The sequence below is a fragment of the Acinetobacter sp. V104_13 genome, from assembly GCF_031798995.1.
GTDB classification, from domain to species: Bacteria; Pseudomonadota; Gammaproteobacteria; order Pseudomonadales; family Moraxellaceae; genus Acinetobacter; species Acinetobacter pittii.
Map to the genome: position 1 here is coordinate 135,077 of NZ_JAVQNP010000021.1, position 17,638 is coordinate 152,714.

Genomic DNA, 17,638 nt, shown 5'->3' on the forward strand with positions numbered 1-17,638 from the left:
TTTTCCTTATTTGATGGTGTGCGCAAAGAATTCGATCACTAACGGTAATTTTTCTTCAAAATCTTCCATAGCATGATTGCCATGAGCATCCGTCAAAATCAATGAGGATGGCGTTGCAGCACTATAATAGCGTTGTGCTTGACGATAATCCAAAATTTCGTCGCCTTGTTGCAATAAGACGAGTATTTTGTCGGCATTTTCAGGTTGATTCAGTTCCAGTTGTTGTAACTGCCGTAACTGAATATGGTCAATTGACCATTGATCATTCACCACATAGGGCATACTTTCAACTTGAAATAACTCATCAAACAACTTCCATGGTTGCATAGCAGGATTAATCAGTACAGCCGGAATATTATATTTCGCGACAAAGTATGTCGCAAAAAAACCACCGAGACTACTACCAACTAAAGCCACGTCTTGCAACGATTCAATCAGCGCTGAAACTTGCTCAACCACTAGATCAGGAGATCTATTTAAATCTGGCAAATGCACATTTATGCCCAATTCGCTACAATACTGCTTAAGGCTCAGCCCTTTAATTGAAAGAGAGCTACTATTAAAGCCATGGAGGTAGATAATATTCATATATTTTCCCTCTAAATTGAGAATAAACTCACATTTTTGTTCTCAGTTTGTATATAAAAACACTATTGTCAGACAAGAAAAACCACTCAACTAACCATTCATCAGTATTTTAAAAACATGTGTTATTTAAACTACTAAGATGGAAACGTTAGCTGCCGTTGATAAAAAGTACAGCTTAAAACGTCGGTTATAACGTATATGGGGAAAAGATATGCCGAGCTTAACACCACTACATGAAACTTATTGTAAATGGGATCGTACGCCACCGAGTCAGGCAGACGTATTAGAAGGTTTAGCTCAACTGTTCAGTACCAGCTTAAATGGTGTACATGAATTAATTCAAGTTATTAATATTGAAGTATTAAAAAATGCTTTTGGTGTGAGCACACAAAATGCTAAAAACTTTCAAAAACGACCATTTGTGCAAAAGGCATATCAGTTTTCTTATGGCGCTTTACAAAAATATGGGAGTTGTTTTTTAGCGCCAAGCTTACGCCATATTATTGAAAAATATCCTACACTTCACGAAAAACCACTCACCCCAAGCCTACATTTTTTAGTCGGTATTTTGAATGGGATTTTTGGGGATTATCTACTGAAACAGCATAGCCCCCTCGCCTTACCCATGGTGCTATACGATCACTATGGTGCAATACAACAAGGGGAACTTGCAGGCCGTATTGTGATTTTAGCTCATGGTTTGTGTATGAACCATCTGACTTGGTCAAATGCACATTATGGCGGCATTGGTGAGCGCCTGTTAGCGCAGCGTGACCATAACACCATGTTGTATTTAAATTACAATACAGGTCGACGCATTTCAGCCAATGGACGCAGTTTTTCAAACTTATTAGAAGATTTGGTACAACGTAACCCAAGAATTACCAGCATTGATATCATTGGCCATAGTATGGGCGGGCTAGTCTCTCGTAGTGCCTTGTTTTATGGCAAACAAAATATGTATCAATGGATTCATATGGTCGAGAATCTAGTCTGTATTGGCTCTCCACATCATGGGGCAGTTTTAGAGCGCTTTGGCTTTACCATACAAGATAAACTTGGGGCTTTCCCTTTTGTCGGCTTACTCGGTCAACTGGTTAATATTCGGAGTAATGGTATTTTAGACCTACGCCACGGCAGCGTTCGTGATGATGATTGGGAACATATGGATGCCCGTATTGGTATGATGGATGATAACCGCGCGCCTGCTCCGCTACCTTCCCATATCAACACCTTTTTAGTGGCAGGGACCTTAGAATTTGAAAAGGTGCGCAATAAAGCGTTGACCGTAATTGGTGACTACTTAGTGAGTGTAAAAAGCGCGCTAGGCGAACACCCTAACCCACGTTTTCAGCTTAAAGTTCCAGACTCACATAAAGCTGTGTTTTATGGCTTAAATCACTTTGAAATTCAGTATCACTCGAGTGTTGCGGAACAGATTACTCGTTGGTTATATCCTCATGTGAATGATTATGTTCAAGAGGGTATTCAAACCCATATTATTGATATGCCGAACTATAAGCTCGAAGATTTAGAAGGAATTGTAGAGACTTAAAAAAAGCCCAACTTTTGTTGGGCTTTTTTAAATTATTCTAAAAATCATAAATCTATTAATAATTTTTATCTAACCATTTTTTAATCTCAGAAATATTTTTATATTTATAATAGACTTTCCCTTCTGCAATCCCTTCAAAACCCTCTGCATTATTACCTAATATATTTGTTATATTTTTCAGATTTAAAGTCTTATTTTTACTAATTTGATATAGGTTAACTTGATAAAGTTCACCTTCAATTTGTGGAGTACAACAGTAATATGATGAGTTAAGGGTAATTAATATGGGAGGTTTTCTTTTATTTGACTTATAAATACTGACAGCTAAAAGTTTAGGACTTTCCTTAGCTGCAAAATCAGAATAATCACCAACAAACATCTTTTTTTCTTGATTTTCTAGATAACCTTTCAAAGATGAACCTTCTGAAGACTCACATATATAATTATAAAATTTATAATCATTTTTCTTAAATATATTTAATTTTACTTGTTGGTCAATATTACATTGATCCTTTGCAAATAAATTCTGAGAATATAATATTAGAGATGATATTAAAAACATAATAATAGTAAAATATTTTTTCATTAAATTAGCTTATAAATAATAAGATCAAACCACTATAACAAAATTACAATAAAATATTTTATAAATTTATAAAGTAAATATTAAAATGTTTTTTTTAAAAACTAATTCTTATCACTATTACTAAATTTAGAGAAATATATGAAGGAAATCGTTGTTTTTGACTTGGACGGGACATTACTTTCGGGTGATTCTACAAAGGCATGGTTAACAGATAAATTGAAATCTAATCTTCTCAGATTTATCGCTGCACTCATTGTTACGCCGGTTGCTTTGCCTCTTATGAAATTTAAAAAGTATAAATCTAGAGGTGCTTCATTATATTTATGGATTGCAACGTATGGTGTGAATGAAGAAGAATTAGAATACAGTTTTAAAAATTTTTCCAATAATATCAGAGATATTACTTCTGATTCATTATATTGGTTTGAGCAAGGTATAACTGAAGTTAAAGATCATTTAGCACATGGAAGGATTGTGTTTATTGCCACGGCTGCACCAGAAAAGTTAGCGAATGTTTTACTCGAGTCTATCAATTTAGATGTACAAATTATTGGTACTCCTTTGCAAAAGAAACTAGGAGGATGGATAAGTGGGATACATTGTAGGTCTGAAGAAAAAGTAAGAAGATTGAATAAACTTGATATCAAACAACCTTGGTTCGCGACATACAGTGATGATATTGAAGATGACTTGCCTATTTTGATGGGTGCCAAACTCCCCTATTTAATTAATAGTGATAACAAGAAAATTAAAAATATTAAAATCAAAAATTTAAAAATATTAAATTGGTTTTAAACTTATGATATGAATATTGTTTATATAGATTTCTAAAGACTAAATAAAGATAGCATAGGCACTTTTAGTAATAAAAGTGCCTATGCTATTTAAATTAAATTTCTATTTATAGAGAATATTATCAGATACTTTCATTAATTTTCTCTATACTTATTTCTTAAATCTAACAAACCCTTACTATATATTTTTTCATTTTCAGTGCACGATGCTTGTAAGTTCATATCTAGGTAAGTATAACGATGTAACAACTTTTCTTCATTATTTTGCCCTCCAAAAATATTAAAATGTGCACCTTCACTTGAAAAACATTCAGTTATAATATTAGGAATTCCATCCCCTATCAAATCAACTCCTCTAATTTTATTATTTTTATATAAAATCTGATCCTTATTTAATTCAAAGCCATAGCCTCGAACTAAATCCTTGCTTCTTTTTTTAATACTATAAAAATAATTAGGCTCATCTGTAACAAAAGCTAATTCTGAAACACAATCACTACTATCTTTTTTCAATAGTGGGTTCACAACATCATATTTAAATTTTTCGTCCTCTTTATAGATAATTACGATATCTTTATTAAGAGGTTTTTCACTTACTATACAACCTTCATCAGAATCTAATAATAAATAAATTTTATTGTCTAAAATCTTCTTTATTTTTCTAATTTTTACAGTAGGTTCAATGGATTGATTATTATCTACTTTCTGTATTTCAAAAGAATTGGCATAAGCACCTTCAATTAGATATTGAATAGTACATACGTTTAAACCTAATAAACATATAAAAATTAATTTTTTATAAATCACTCTTATTTTCTCGCATCATTAATGAAATTAATATTTATAACCATTCATAAATTTACTATATGAATTTTGTCAAATTTCAACCTTCCAAGCTTTATTGGCAGCTACTTTTCCATTTTTTATATTTAAAATGATATTATAAGCTGCTGCACCACCATTATTAAAAGTATTTAAAATAAAAATATTCTTATTTAAGTAATATATTTTAAAATCAGCAAGCTCGTTCTTATCACCATCTATACCATTTTTAGGGAAAAAATATTGCTCGAGCTCAGTTCTACTGATTTCTATTCTGTTATCTCTTTCTCTAACAATAATTTTATCAAGTTGTAAAAAATTATTGTCAGGTAGACTACCATCAGTACCAAAGAATAGCTTACCATTAAAATACTTATACTCTCCTTTATAAAATTTAGGATCTAAAATAGCATTTTTTGTATATACTTCTACTATTAGTTTTTTATCACTATAAACAGCTTTTTCTCTAGAATATTGAGATAGTTTAATAGAAGTGTAACCACCAAAATTATTTATTCTATTTTTATAGACAAATCCTGTTACACCATTACTTGCATTAACTAAACAAAAATTATTAGTCTCTTCATCCATCACACAAGAAACAATTTCATTATTATTTAATTTGGTTGTAACTTTCGAACTTAAACTTGAATTTTCCCTTACATTCACATACCCATCTTTATCTTGAATAAAACCAAAATCAGCATATGAAGCTTTAATAGATCCAATCATGAAAGCTGTAAAAACTATAAATTTAAGATATTTTTTCATTTAAGCTAAGCTCATTATTTAATTTGAATTTCTATTTTATAATAATAGCAATATCATATTTTAAGCTGATATTACTATTATCAAATACAATCAAAGTTTTAATAATTTAGAATTATTCCTCATAATCATTACAATCAATTTTCTTGTTTTTTAAATTCGTATCAGTTGTATAGCCAATTTTAAAATTTAAATTTAATAAGTCTTCTTTTCTAAAAACCTTAGGAACAATATTCCAAACATTTTTTCCATTAGTTACAAACACCAAATTAAACTCTGGGACTTTATTATTAGTAGTATCAATTTGATATTCCAAAGAAAATCCGTCTTTTTTCTTACCAACAATATTATATATACGTGGCTCCTTCAACCCTTGATCACAAGCTTGATATATATAAATTTTGTTTTTTAAAATTTTAATTGTACTTTCACTACAATAACATCCACCTGTTTCTAATTCTTTCACAATACCATTTGTGTACTTAAATGGTTTTATTAGATTCCCCTCTAAACTAACAAAGTCCAAATATGAATTTTTCAAATCTTTTATTTTAGAATTATTAAAATCACTTAAACATTTATAGTTTTCACTACTTCCTTCTTTCTCATTAAACTTACATTTTAAATTTCTATCTTTCAACCAAGAACGTTGAGTATCTACCAGATACTTAACTTCATTTTTATTATCACTGATATAGCCTTTTATATCTGAATACATTCTATTCAGATCATACTCACTATTAATATATATTGTTTTCTCGTCTAACCGTTGTGGTTTATAATCTGCAGCATTTGAGCAGATACTCAAACTAGAGATTAATAAAATATTCGAAAATTTAGTGAAACTATTTCTCACTATACACACCTTTAATAAAAAATATTAAGACAAATTTCTGTTTTTATAGTTTTTATCTAATCCTAAAAAAACATAACACCTAAGTTATTTATTTAAACAAAATATGTTAGGTTTAAAAATGTAAGACTTACTATTCTTACATTTTTATTCAAAAAAAAACTAAATCAGTTTACCTGCTTAAAATATACTTTTTCCCCTTCGGAACATACTCCATAAAAAACCCCATAAGATTCATTCTTTACAGAGGGATTATTCAAATAACTATTACAATCCAATACTAAATCTCCAGCTTTTTTCTTAAAAAATATTTTTTGCTTTTGATAATATGGAGCACCCGTATAATTATCAGCTAAATAATAGACTCCCGATTTAAAATTCTTTGATTCAGCCTGTTTAGTTGCATATCCATTTTTTATAAAATCAATCCCTCCCAAGGCGAGGTTAACTTTATCAATATTTAAACTCAACTCACTACTATTATTTTTATCCGCTTTAGCTTCTGCCCATCCAATTTGAACATCTTCACTATAAACATTTTTATAATATAAAGTAAAATTACCATTATTATCTTTTATATAAAATTCATCATATGCAGGATCAAGTCTTTTAAAGAGATAATTATCCATCTTTTTTGTAGGTGTAAAATTCTTACACTTTCCTAACTTTTCACAGATTTGATATGAAAAATAAAGTTTTGTGTTACTTGATTTAGGCTGATCAGCTTCAGTTGTACATGCATACGTTAAACTAATTAAAAATACAAGAAATAATCTGCTCATCATTGCATAGTCTCTATGTGCATAGCACCTTCACCAGCTACATCTGCTAAAATAAAATATATTGAAACATTTGATACTTAATTTTGAACATCAACTGTTTTACGTAATTTAATATCAAATATTTTAGTTAAATATAATTAATAGTAATACATACCATCTTACACCTAATCTTATTACTTAAATAAGATTAGGTGTAAATAATATTATTACTTAAATAAGATTAGGTGTAAATAATATTATTCTCATATCAAGTACTTAGTCTCTCTAATTTATAAAAGTAAAAAAACTTACCACTCTTGCTATAAAGTTAAAGAGTTAATATAGTAAAAAACAACCTTGGTTATAACTCTGGAATTTCTTTAAAATAAATTTTTTCCTTATCAGAACAAACGCTATAGAACATGCCTGAATAATTATTCTTCGGATCTAAATCTTTCATATAACTTTTACAATCAAGTAAAAGCTGCTTATTTTTCTTTATAAAAGTTAATTTTTGATATTGTTTGAAAGAGTAACCATCATAGAAGTCATTAATTATATACATATCTTTTCTATAGTTTCTCGAGGGAACATAATTAGAGTTATCACCACTACCTATAGAATTATAGTTTCCTAAAGTTTGAAATATCTTATTAGTTTCCATAACTAGATTATTTTCATTATTTGTAACTATTTTCATTTGTGCCCACCCCATTTCAACACCTTCTGAAAAGATATTTTTATATATAACATAATATTTATTATCTTTTATTTCTATATAAAATTCATCTACCGGAGGCTTATAAGCAAACAATGCATAGCTGTTTTGATTTTTTGTATAATTAAATTCATTACAAATGTTTTTTAAAGTGCATTTTTTATATGAATAATAAATTGTATTAGCTGTATTAGCTGTATTAGCTGTATTAGCTGTATTAGCTGTATTAGCTGTATTAGCTGTATTAGCTGTATTGAAACATCCAGAAATTAATAAAACTAGTATTAATAATAAAGTATTTTTCATTGGGTTATCTCTATATGCATTGCACCTTCTCCAGGTTCATCCCCAGAAATAAAGCCACTAATGATACCATTAAGCTTAGCATCCTTACAGGCTTGCTTAAATTTTTTCCCTTGTGCATTCAAGTGACTATTAGTACCAAAACCATTACTATTTAATCCTATATCTACTACATTAACCTTGTTATATTGTTCAGTACTGACACAATGTTTGGAAACTTTTTTATTTTGTTTTTGTAATTCAATAATTTTCTCTACCATTTTACTAATAGTTTGTTCCTTCCTCATATTCTTGGCTTTACATTCATCTCTGACTCTTTTTACTTCTTCTCCCGGCGCAGTATACCTAATATTCTGACTATACATTGCATTAGCTTGGGATTCAGCTGTTCGAATTGTGCTTGTTATATATATTTTATTCATTCCCGCTTCTTTAGCTAAAAATGCTAATATTTTTTTGGTTTTTTCAGAAACAATATTTCGTCTCCACTCTTCATTCACGCCGCTAAATAGAACACTTACTCCTTCAACCTTAGCTACTTCTGCTTTTTGAATTTTCAAATTAATCGTTGCCATACTATTTTCAATTTTTCCATCAAAAATAATTTTCTCTTTATTGGATTCCAAAACTATAATTCTAATAGATTCATTTATTACCCCTTTATGAATTTTTTTACCCAGCCCATTTGCACCACTGACATGACTACGTTTTGTTCCTTTATACTCAACAATATAACTACCACCATTAAATAATTGATTAGTTTTAACGTCATAAGTTAAAACTGTAAATTCAACTTCTCTACTATCATTGACCACCATTTTGGGATGACCATCTTTACTTACCGCAGTGTTTTCATCTCTTTTAGGAGTAGAGTCATGAGTTTCAACTGGCTTATCAACTGGTTGTTTATGTTTTGATGAAGGAACTTGTCGTTTAGATTGAGCTATTTCTACAACTTTAGTCCCTGTCTTTATATTTTTTGATGCTTGCTCTATTGCTGACGAGTCAACGTCGATAACACGAAGCGATTTATTTTTATCAACTTTGATAGTCAATAAGTTCCGTTCATCTCTTAATTTATAATTCAGCTCGAATCCTGGCATTGCACTAACAGTTATCTTTCCATTACCATCAGTCTTTTTTTGCTTTATCTGATTTCTATATTTTTGAATTAAATTCAAATTTGTTATAGGTTTTTTCGTATCTTTATGTCTAAAAAGAATATTAAAAGTATGTAAATTAAGCTTTATCGTCTTTTCGCCCATACCTTCGTGTGCTGTAAAACGAATAATTTCTTGTTTTGAGTCTAGCCCACTAATTAAAAATGTAATCTCCTCGCCACTTAATGCTTTTAAGCTATTTTCAATACCATTAGCACCTACCCTATGCTTCTTTTCTGCATTTTTATATTTTAGAAAATAAGAAAAATTTGGAATCGGTTTATTTTCACTGTCTATGACTTTAATACTAAAATTAACATTTTTTTGCTGATCATTACTTTTACTTACTTTCGCGTTTTGCTCAACACTTGCTTTATTTTCTAATTTCACAGGCTCCGGTTTCTGCGAAGGAGTCGGTTGTTGGGTATGGATATCTGTTTGGGATTTGATTCCGCTTATACCATTTGCAACCACCAAAACTGCAGAATGATTTTTACCATCAGCAATTAATAGTACTGGCTTTTGATTATTATCAACAACAGGTTTTCCATCAACGGTAATCCTTGCTCCCCATCCTCCTTTCACTAAAATAGATCTAATTTTTCCTTGACTATTTGTCAATAAATTACTAAGAGTTGGCACTACTTTTGTTTTTTTGTAACCAACACTTACTCTAGAGTTAACTAATGGGCTAGCACTTTTATCTACAAATTGCAGGTAAAACCGTGATGTACCTTTGTATCTATGCCAACTCATATCATCATTTTCAGTACCTTTTATTTCAACTTTTTCTGTTTCAGAGTTTACAAATGCTGGTGGATACTTATAAATTTTTGGCTTATCTTTATGTAGTTGTGCTTGTGCTTTTGGGCTCCAATATAGCACGATGCCATTTGTAAAATCCTCTTCTTGTCTATTATAAATTGGTGACACTAAATCAATAATATGCTGAGTAGATTTAGAAATTTTATTAGATTTCATTTCCAACCTAACTTGTCGAACAGCATCAGTTTCATCTGTTAAAGCATCAAAATCATTTTTTAAATATCCCATTATACTTGTGTGTTGAGCCCATTCACCAAAACCTATTCTGTTCATTATACAATGTGCAACGGCTCTCTTTGAAATATCTCCACAAATACCCGCTTCGCCTTTTATAGTTGCGATAAAATCAATAAACTCTTCAGAATAACTCATCGTTATTCTCCACATGGATTAGCTATTTTTTTATTAGCTAATATGGTTGATTCATTATTTGCTATTAAATTTAAACTACCATCAGGTAAAAAAGAACTCATATTTTTAAAATAACTGTAATAATCAAACCTTTGAATCAAACTATTAAATTCTTTAGTTTTTAAATTGACAATTTTTCTAGCCTTATTTGTAAACAATTTTCTTGCATAAATGATTTTCTTTTCACTATCACTTTCAATCAAACAATTATTTTTATTATCAATGGCAATAAATTCGTCTGTGGAATCCTCTTTATTTTGACTATAGAAAAGCGTAACTGAACATGGAGACCCACAAGATGTTTTTACTTTATATAAGTTTTGATTTATTTTTGAAATATTTAAAAGTTTGACACCTTTTATAACTATTTCATTCTGAGCATTTACAGTTCTCACAATGTCACAACTAGAATTATATTCATCCTTACATTTCGCCGAAACTTCAAACGTATCGCCATTTGCATAAAGATTAAAACTAAAAATAATTGTGCTCAATAGAAAAATTGATATAAAAGTCTTTTTCATATTCAATCGCGAAACTTGCGTTGTTTTTCGTTTAAATATTTCAATCATGTTCATGCTCTTCTCCACACCCACAACCATCAATCTCTTCATCGTCTAGTAATTCAGCTTCCTGTTCAGGAATTAGCTCTTTAATTTCTGTTAAATAAGCTCCCGGTATTAAAGCGAGTTCTACATTATCAACAGAATCACTATAAACTCTCGCGCTACTTTCTTGCTCAAACTCATATACAGCTTCAATTTTCTTAGAGTGATTAATCAATTTATACTTCATATTTTTTAATATATTAGTATCAAATATTTGATTTAAATCAAACCTCATACTGTACATCCCAGTTGCCGGCATTTTTGGCAACTCAGCATTTACTGTTGCTCCTCCCGTAAATAAATGCTGCCCAGCTTTACTTTCAAACTTACCGCCTGTGGTTGAAAATACGCCATTAGCATTAATTTTGAGCTGTGAACCACCTGCTGTTAATACAATTTCTTTTGGACTCGTAAGCTCGATTTTTTCTTCAGTAGAAATGAGCTTGATGACCTTCTTGGCAATTGCTTCAATAGCATCATCTTGTGCTTGCAGTTCGAGCTTTCCTTTTGCTGCATAAGCACGGAAACCCTTTTGCGCGGCAAACAAACTGATTTTGTCTTGTGCATGTCCAACAATATTTTTCTGTGCACTTAAATTAATTGAACCGCTAGCACTTTCTGCAATATCTTGCGAAGCTTGCAGAATAATATTTTCAGGTGTCGTCAAAGCAATCCCATTTGGCGATGCTAATAACATCAGCGCTTGTCTAAAAATTTTGCCTTGTTCTTGCTGTTTAGTATCGGAACTACTTTCTAAACCTTGGGTATAACCTTCCATAAAGCCTTGCAAAGAACTTAATGCTTTAGAAGGTGATACTTCCAATTTACTGCCTTTACTAAACGTTCCACATACACTCATCATGTCAAAGTCTTTAGTCTCGACATTCGCTAAGACTTTTCCAACCTCTTGAATACTTTCAAATGGATTTTTATGAATGCGGTCTTTAATACTGGCAAGTTTTCCTTTAACGATGTCAGCACCATGCTCTTCAACATTTTCAATAAATGCTTTTAAGTTTTCTACCGCATCTTTGGCATCGCTAAAAAAAGAATTAAATTCGTCTACAACGCCTTTTGCATTTCCCCCTAGCGCACCAATATCTTGAATAAAGCCGCCACAGTCTTTTAATGCATGAATAGGATCGTTATTAATCCCTTCTTTAAATAGATTCACCGTGCTATCTAATGCCTGTCCTGTAGTTTTTAGCTCAAGTGACTGGATAAATTTGGGTAAGCGATTAATCACGTTCAAAGCATCAGTTTGTTGCTTGGCTGCAACTTCACTGAGCATTTTCATGCTTTCATAACCTTGTGAAAGTAAGGATTGTGCTTGGGCGGCCTCTAGATGGTCTGCAATAGCTTGCTCTTGTGCATAGGTACTGATGAGCATGCCTTTACCTGCACGCACAGCTCCCCAAGCATCTGTTCTTAGCTCAAAGCCTTCTCCACGGCCTTGGCTCGTCGCTTGTTCTTTCGGATGGCTTAAATTACCCAAATTCAGCTGTGTTGCTGCATGACTACTTTGTAATTGGGTACTAATTTGCCCCGTTGTGTCATCAAAGCGTAATTGGTTAAAACCACTACCACTGATTTCCTGACTGCGAATTCCGCTTAGTTTTTTAGTATCAGGAAGCTGCCCTTTCACATCGAACTTGGTTGGTGAGCGCTGTGCTTCATGAATGCGTCCAGTCACAAATGGACGGTCAATATTGCCATCAAAGAAGTCAATGACAACCACCTCACCAATACGTGGCAAGAAACGTGCTCCATAGCCCTCGCCTGCCCAAGGGGTCAGTACATCCACCCAAGCCGAGTCCGTATCGTTATCATTGCTACCTGCACCACCGTCATGGCCATGATCATCACTACGGGTAAATAGAAAACGTACCTTAATACGTCCCCACTCATCGACATGAATGGTTTCTCCCTCTGGCCCCACAACTTTCGCTCTTTGTGGGTAAGCAATTGGGCGATGCTGTTCTGGATTATATTCAGGTGCCGTCTTGATCTGACGGCGTATTAGGGTCAGCTCATTGCCTTGGCGCTCAATATCATCATAACCATGTTTATCCCAACGACTTTGGGTTAACAACTGGCTCACTTGCTGATGTAAATCTTTTGGTAAGTTATTTTGGTTATAGAAGTTTTTAGCAATAATCAGGAACTCTTGATCTGCTCCTTCATGCTGATCAATTTCAGGATGCTCCTGTAAATTAAACCAATAGCCGACTTGACTATCACGGACGCTACTATAAGCCTTAAAATATTTGGCCCTACTCGCGTACATATCCGTAAATTGCTGATTCAATTTCTCTAGCTGATTACTACTTGAAGCAGTGGCCTGATCTTCCCCTTTCAAATCTTGCATCCAAGCAGGACTAACATGCCATGCTTGTTCAAGGCTCAAACTCGCTGAATCAAATTGCTCTGAATGTAGGTGTGTAGTGATAACTGAACCTACACCTTCTTCATGTGCTAGAGCATCAGGTTGCCAACGCTGCACATGTACAGCAGTCGGCTGTAAAGACCGCACCGCAACAAAACCTGTAATGCTATCTTGATATTCTGTTGCACTACTTCTGTGATAGCGAATGCTGCGACGTGCTAAAGCTTGGTACTGGCTATTGTCATCAATGAGTCTTAGTTTTTGAGGTTGTATAGGTGCAGTAAAGTGAGGAACAAAAAGCTCTGCTTCATCAATTACCCAACTAACGCCTTCACTTCGCCACAAGCGTGTAAGAAAGTCATAATCAGACTCATTGTGCTGCATGATAAATGGGCGAATATCATAACTCTGACTTAACCCACTAAGGTCGAGACTTAAACTTGTCGCAAAAAGTGCACTTCTTTCTTGCCATTCTTTAAATAAAACTTCCGTGACTTCAATAATGCTTTTATTCATAAAAACACGGCTATTACGGCGCTTGTGCCATAAGTTTGTCGCGTCTTTTAAGGTGAGTTTATAAAGCGTTAAAGCACCGTCACTCTGGCCATAACTCGCTTCTGTCACAATTCCTGTAGTTCGAAATAATTGTCCTGAATCAGTGACCTGATCAACGGCAACTTGCACACCTATAAACTGCTTCAATGCAATTTGAGCACTCGTTGAAAGGCAGATCAACTCAGCTTCCAATCCCCCATTTAGCTGATGTTGGCCTTCTATACGTTGTAAAAAAACTTGGCTATTGAGTAGTTCATTAGAAAATTGCACATGGACGGCACGTTTCTGCGCACTTAACCCTATTTTTTCCAAAACATTAAAGATATTAAAAAGCATTTTTTTATAATCATAAGGATATATAAACGGCTGCACTTTATAAAAAACAGAACTATCTGTCTATATGATTATGCTTTTTTTAATTCGTTTTTTTATATTTTGACCTATTCCCAAGCAATAAAAAGCCCAACATAGTGTTGGGCTTTTTTAAAGAGCTTTAAGCTCTTTTTTTGGTTGTCTTAAATACTGGATAAAAACGGAATAACTGCCATAAACAGACCAGTAATAGTAAGAGGAAATAGACCAATGACCAAACTGGTAAAGATTGACCTAAAAAAGTCCAATCAATTGCTGCACATTCACCTGAACCCGACAATACTTCTTGTAAAACCGTTTTCATTGGTAAAGCATCAATGAGGTAATTTAAACCCGGGCCACAGCTTGGTACTTGATCTGGTGGTAAATGTTGCAACCAGACATGACGTCCTGCCACACCTACTGACCATAAAATTGCAATGCCTGCTAAAAATGCATAAAAACGTTTAACCGCATTTGAAACTGGGTTATGCAAAAAGGCTATGAGTGCTACAAGGCCCATCGCCATTAAGCCAACACGTTGAAAAATACAGAGCGGACATGGCTCTAAACCTTTTACATGTTCCAGATACAACGCAAAAGACATGCCGACTATACTTGCTAAAACAAGTAGTCCACTCACCAAACGGTAACTTAATCGCATGTAAAACCTCGTTTTATTATCGATATTGTTCAAGATATTGATCAAAACTGATCTTGGTATCTTGCTCAAGTTTTTCTTGCTGCTGTAAAGATTGCGCAGCCAACTGTTCAAAATGTTTCAAAGTTTCCACACTAAGCTCATGCTGTTCATAACTTTCAGCATGTAACTGAGCCATGTGGCTACCAAAACTCCAAGTTCCACCATGCTTTAACGTATCGTCAATGACATGGGCAGATAAAGTTTCATCAACTTCATCAATTCGTGCTTGCATGACCGCCAAAGATGAACCATACAAGTCCGTTGCATAGGTCTGATCGAGTAGCTGTGCACAATCTTGCATTTTTGCAATATATAAACGTGCCCAATCTTCGATGTGAAACGACCCAGTTAAATCTGTAATGGTTGCGTTCGGTGCCCGACCTCGGTTGACCACCTCTGTCTGATTTTTCTCAACCAAGTCTTGCTCAGAACATAACAAGTCTGGGCTATCACTTAACAGACAATAAAGTGCTAACACTTCAAGAAAGCCTGCTGTCGTTTCATCAACGCCAATTGCCGAGTATGGATTTACATCTACTGCACGTAACTCAACATAACCGACGCCTCGATTTTTTAAAGCTTGAGACGGTGTTTCACCTGCTTGAGGTACCTGTTTTGGACGTACTAGACTGTAATATTCATTCTCAATCTGCAAAACATGATCATTAATTTGCAACGGTTCACCAGAAGCATCATTTAACCCTAAACGGCTAAACGGTGGGTAAGGAGAATGAACGGCTTTTTGTAAACCATCCAGATAGCCGGACAAATTGTTGTAATGAATACCTAAGCTTTTTTGTGCTGAGTTTTGATAGCCCAATCGCCCCATACGGAGTGCTGTAGCATACGGTAAATAGTATGAACCTTTGATTAAAGGCAACAAATGATGTTTGTGTCCAGTCAAGAAACAACGACATACAGTTGGACTCGCGCCCACCAAGAACATGACCAATGGTGTTAAACGAATAAAATTACGAATAAGGCCAAAATAACGATGGCTACGGTAATCCTGCAAACTTAATGATTTTAATTGTTCGTCAGTTTCATGAGCTTGCAACTCAGCAAAAAGTGTATCTGGGAAAGATAAGTTGTAATGCACCCCTGAAATGGTCTGCATACGACGACCATATCGAATTCCTAACCCACGGCGATATAGTGTTTTAAAACGGCCAATATTAGAAGTGCCATATTGTGCTAGACGAATGCGTTCTTCATTGTCGTCTAACATACATGGCATAGACAGCGGCCAGAGTTTTTCACCATTTTCTAAATGACGATGCACAACCGCATGAATATCGGTGAGCTCGTGCAGAGCTTCTTCAATGGTTGGCTTAGGTGAAGTAATAAACTCCATCAACGCTTCTGAATAATCAGTCGTAATTTTTGGATGTGTTAACGCCGAACCTAGTGCCTTCGGATGTAACTCTTGTGATAAGAACCCATTACTTTGCATACGTAGGCTTTCACGCTCTATTCCACGTAACATGCCTTGTAGTAGCGACGAATCCACCCAAGCAGGAAGAACTGATTGAGATGGTGTAGTGGGTTGACTCATGCATTTGCTCGCTTATTAAAGATCACTATATACAAAATCGTGAGATGATACGGTTACTTATATAATCACATCATTCCAGTTTGGCAATTTTTATCACAATCTTGTTATTTAAGACACGAAAGAATTGTGATTTTATTGAAGAATAATTGCTAAAGAGTTGTCAATATCATGAACGAACAAGACATTTTAAACTTCTGGTTTTCTCCTGAACACCGTTCACTTTGGTTTGCAAAAAGTGATGATTTTGACAAAAAAATCCGTGAAAATTTTTCTGATGTTCATCGACAGGCAACTCAAGCAGAACTCTGGTCTTGGCGAAAAACTGCAGAAGGTCGTTTGGCAGAGATTATTGTACTAGACCAGTTTTCTCGCAACATCTATCGTGATCAGCCCCAATCTTTTGCCTATGACAGCTTGGCATTAGCTTTGGCACAAGAAGCAATTAGTTTGCAACTCGATGCACAGCTTAATCCAGAGCAACGCTCTTTTTTATATATGCCGTTTATGCATAGTGAATCAAAATTGATCCATGAATTTGCCTTGAAACTATTTCAACGTCTTGGCAATGAAATTAACTTAAGCTTTGAGAAAAAGCATAAAGTCATTATTGATCGATTTGGACGCTATCCTCATCGCAATACCATTCTTGGACGTGTTTCTACTCCAGAGGAAACCGAATTTTTATTAGAACCGAACAGTAGTTTTTAAAGCTTCTTAATTTTTAATGCTGAGTCATCTTTGTTTTAATGCTCAGCTGGGAGTTCACCATGAAATATCTCTCTCTTTGTTTAGCATTAGGCGCTGCCTTAACTTTAACTGCTTGTGCGACGACTCCAAGTAAACCAAAAACCTTTGATCAACTTGGCCAGTTTTCCGCATACCCTTTAAATGCGCAAACGTTTCGTATTAGTTTCCAAGCCGATCCGAATATGAGTTACGGTGCAGCTGAAGAAATCACTTTAGTAAAATCAGCACAAACGACCGTGCAAAAAGGTTTCCGCTTTTTTAAAGTACTGAATGACCCAAGTAACCAAAGTCAGAAACCACCACGTCAGGCTGTGGTCTATCCATCTGCGCCGAGCTTTTATCCTTATGGCTATGGTCGTCGCTATCCGGGTTTCTGGCATGATCCGTTCTATGATTTCCCACAAGTGGTCAATATCGACCCTGTTCAAGTGTCGTATACTATTGAATGTTATCGGGATCAAAAGCAGGCTCCTCAAGACGCTTTTGATGCAAGCTTGATCTTGAAATCACTCGGACAAAAATATGGATTGAGTCCGACAGGAACGCTGTTGCCACCGCCCGAGCCTCCAGTAAAACAAAAATGAATAGG

At 33.9% G+C, this 17,638-nt stretch carries 16 protein-coding genes; 4 read left to right on the forward strand and 12 right to left on the reverse strand.

Annotated elements, in window-relative coordinates:
• Positions 1-6: 6 nt before the first annotated feature.
• Positions 7-588: a YqiA/YcfP family alpha/beta fold hydrolase gene (locus RMB06_RS06575; RefSeq protein ID WP_068614324.1), complete on the reverse strand. Its 582-nt coding sequence runs from the start codon at positions 586-588 to the stop codon at positions 7-9.
• 211 nt (positions 589-799) lie between these two features.
• On the opposite strand from RMB06_RS06575, the gene RMB06_RS06580 reads away from it, so the two are divergent.
• Positions 800-2,143 (forward strand): hypothetical protein, encoded by a 1,344-nt coding sequence (locus RMB06_RS06580; protein ID WP_002121854.1) that lies wholly within the window; start codon positions 800-802, stop codon positions 2,141-2,143.
• 55 nt (positions 2,144-2,198) lie between these two features.
• Here the strand turns inward: RMB06_RS06580 and RMB06_RS06585 are convergent, their stop codons facing one another.
• Positions 2,199-2,729, reverse strand: coding sequence for a hypothetical protein (locus RMB06_RS06585; protein WP_311078864.1), 531 nt, complete (start codon positions 2,727-2,729; stop codon positions 2,199-2,201).
• Positions 2,730-2,867: 138 nt separating this feature from the next.
• Between RMB06_RS06585 and RMB06_RS06590 the strand changes: the two genes are divergently transcribed.
• Positions 2,868-3,524 carry a haloacid dehalogenase-like hydrolase gene (locus tag RMB06_RS06590; RefSeq protein WP_206223600.1) on the forward strand — a complete coding sequence of 219 codons (657 nt, stop codon included), beginning with the start codon at positions 2,868-2,870 and terminating at the stop codon, positions 3,522-3,524.
• Positions 3,525-3,658: 134 nt separating this feature from the next.
• On the opposite strand, the gene RMB06_RS06595 is transcribed toward RMB06_RS06590, so the two are convergent.
• The 10 genes from RMB06_RS06595 to gshA form a co-directional block, all read right to left on the reverse strand.
• Positions 3,659-4,330, reverse strand: a complete 672-nt coding sequence (locus RMB06_RS06595; protein WP_080759782.1) for a hypothetical protein — start codon at positions 4,328-4,330, stop codon at positions 3,659-3,661.
• 69 nt (positions 4,331-4,399) lie between these two features.
• Positions 4,400-5,116, reverse strand: a complete 717-nt coding sequence (locus tag RMB06_RS06600; RefSeq protein WP_311078865.1) for an SH3 domain-containing protein — start codon at positions 5,114-5,116, stop codon at positions 4,400-4,402.
• Positions 5,117-5,228: 112 nt separating this feature from the next.
• Positions 5,229-5,969, reverse strand: coding sequence for a lysozyme inhibitor LprI family protein (locus tag RMB06_RS06605; RefSeq protein ID WP_311078866.1), 741 nt, complete (start codon positions 5,967-5,969; stop codon positions 5,229-5,231).
• A 164-nt stretch (positions 5,970-6,133) separates the two neighbouring features.
• Positions 6,134-6,751: a hypothetical protein gene (locus RMB06_RS06610; RefSeq protein WP_311078867.1), complete on the reverse strand. Its 618-nt coding sequence runs from the start codon at positions 6,749-6,751 to the stop codon at positions 6,134-6,136.
• Between the two features lie 337 nt (positions 6,752-7,088).
• The gene (locus tag RMB06_RS06615) at positions 7,089-7,751 is read right to left on the reverse strand and encodes a hypothetical protein (RefSeq protein WP_041525404.1); all 663 of its coding nucleotides are present in this window, start codon (positions 7,749-7,751) and stop codon (positions 7,089-7,091) included.
• On the reverse strand, positions 7,748-10,105 hold the full coding sequence (locus tag RMB06_RS06620) for a hypothetical protein (RefSeq protein ID WP_004910030.1): 2,358 nt from the start codon (positions 10,103-10,105) through the stop codon (positions 7,748-7,750). Before RMB06_RS06620 ends, RMB06_RS06615 begins: the two co-directional genes overlap by 4 nt.
• A gap of 2 nt (positions 10,106-10,107) precedes the next feature.
• On the reverse strand, positions 10,108-10,722 hold the full coding sequence (locus RMB06_RS06625; protein ID WP_004965018.1) for a hypothetical protein: 615 nt from the start codon (positions 10,720-10,722) through the stop codon (positions 10,108-10,110).
• The gene (locus RMB06_RS06630; protein ID WP_311078873.1) at positions 10,709-14,029 is read right to left on the reverse strand and encodes a type VI secretion system Vgr family protein; all 3,321 of its coding nucleotides are present in this window, start codon (positions 14,027-14,029) and stop codon (positions 10,709-10,711) included. Before RMB06_RS06630 ends, RMB06_RS06625 begins: the two co-directional genes overlap by 14 nt.
• A gap of 157 nt (positions 14,030-14,186) precedes the next feature.
• Positions 14,187-14,708, reverse strand: coding sequence for a disulfide bond formation protein B (locus RMB06_RS06635; RefSeq protein ID WP_002121896.1), 522 nt, complete (start codon positions 14,706-14,708; stop codon positions 14,187-14,189).
• Positions 14,709-14,724: 16 nt separating this feature from the next.
• Positions 14,725-16,302: a glutamate--cysteine ligase gene (gshA, locus tag RMB06_RS06640; protein WP_311078874.1), complete on the reverse strand. Its 1,578-nt coding sequence runs from the start codon at positions 16,300-16,302 to the stop codon at positions 14,725-14,727.
• Between the two features lie 168 nt (positions 16,303-16,470).
• On the opposite strand from gshA, the gene RMB06_RS06645 reads away from it, so the two are divergent.
• Positions 16,471-17,010 carry a DUF924 family protein gene (locus RMB06_RS06645; protein WP_002121850.1) on the forward strand — a complete coding sequence of 180 codons (540 nt, stop codon included), beginning with the start codon at positions 16,471-16,473 and terminating at the stop codon, positions 17,008-17,010.
• Between the two features lie 59 nt (positions 17,011-17,069).
• Complete coding sequence (locus tag RMB06_RS06650) at positions 17,070-17,633, forward strand: CC0125/CC1285 family lipoprotein (protein WP_311078875.1); 564 nt, start codon at positions 17,070-17,072, stop codon at positions 17,631-17,633.
• The last annotated feature ends 5 nt before the right edge of the window (positions 17,634-17,638 follow it).

Coding starts and splice junctions, on each gene's coding strand:
- RMB06_RS06585 (WP_311078864.1), bottom strand. CDS start 2,729: ATGAAAAAATATTTTACTATTATTATGTTTTTAATATCATCTCTAATA.
- RMB06_RS06600 (WP_311078865.1), bottom strand. CDS start 5,116: ATGAAAAAATATCTTAAATTTATAGTTTTTACAGCTTTCATGATTGGA.
- RMB06_RS06650 (WP_311078875.1), top strand. CDS start 17,070: ATGAAATATCTCTCTCTTTGTTTAGCATTAGGCGCTGCCTTAACTTTA.
- RMB06_RS06635 (WP_002121896.1), bottom strand. CDS start 14,708: ATGCGATTAAGTTACCGTTTGGTGAGTGGACTACTTGTTTTAGCAAGT.
- RMB06_RS06630 (WP_311078873.1), bottom strand. CDS start 14,029: ATGCTTTTTAATATCTTTAATGTTTTGGAAAAAATAGGGTTAAGTGCG.
- gshA (WP_311078874.1), bottom strand. CDS start 16,302: ATGAGTCAACCCACTACACCATCTCAATCAGTTCTTCCTGCTTGGGTG.
- RMB06_RS06620 (WP_004910030.1), bottom strand. CDS start 10,105: ATGAGTTATTCTGAAGAGTTTATTGATTTTATCGCAACTATAAAAGGC.
- RMB06_RS06625 (WP_004965018.1), bottom strand. CDS start 10,722: ATGAACATGATTGAAATATTTAAACGAAAAACAACGCAAGTTTCGCGA.
- RMB06_RS06610 (WP_311078867.1), bottom strand. CDS start 6,751: ATGATGAGCAGATTATTTCTTGTATTTTTAATTAGTTTAACGTATGCA.
- RMB06_RS06645 (WP_002121850.1), top strand. CDS start 16,471: ATGAACGAACAAGACATTTTAAACTTCTGGTTTTCTCCTGAACACCGT.
- RMB06_RS06615 (WP_041525404.1), bottom strand. CDS start 7,751: ATGAAAAATACTTTATTATTAATACTAGTTTTATTAATTTCTGGATGT.
- RMB06_RS06580 (WP_002121854.1), top strand. CDS start 800: ATGCCGAGCTTAACACCACTACATGAAACTTATTGTAAATGGGATCGT.
- RMB06_RS06575 (WP_068614324.1), bottom strand. CDS start 588: ATGAATATTATCTACCTCCATGGCTTTAATAGTAGCTCTCTTTCAATT.
- RMB06_RS06590 (WP_206223600.1), top strand. CDS start 2,868: ATGAAGGAAATCGTTGTTTTTGACTTGGACGGGACATTACTTTCGGGT.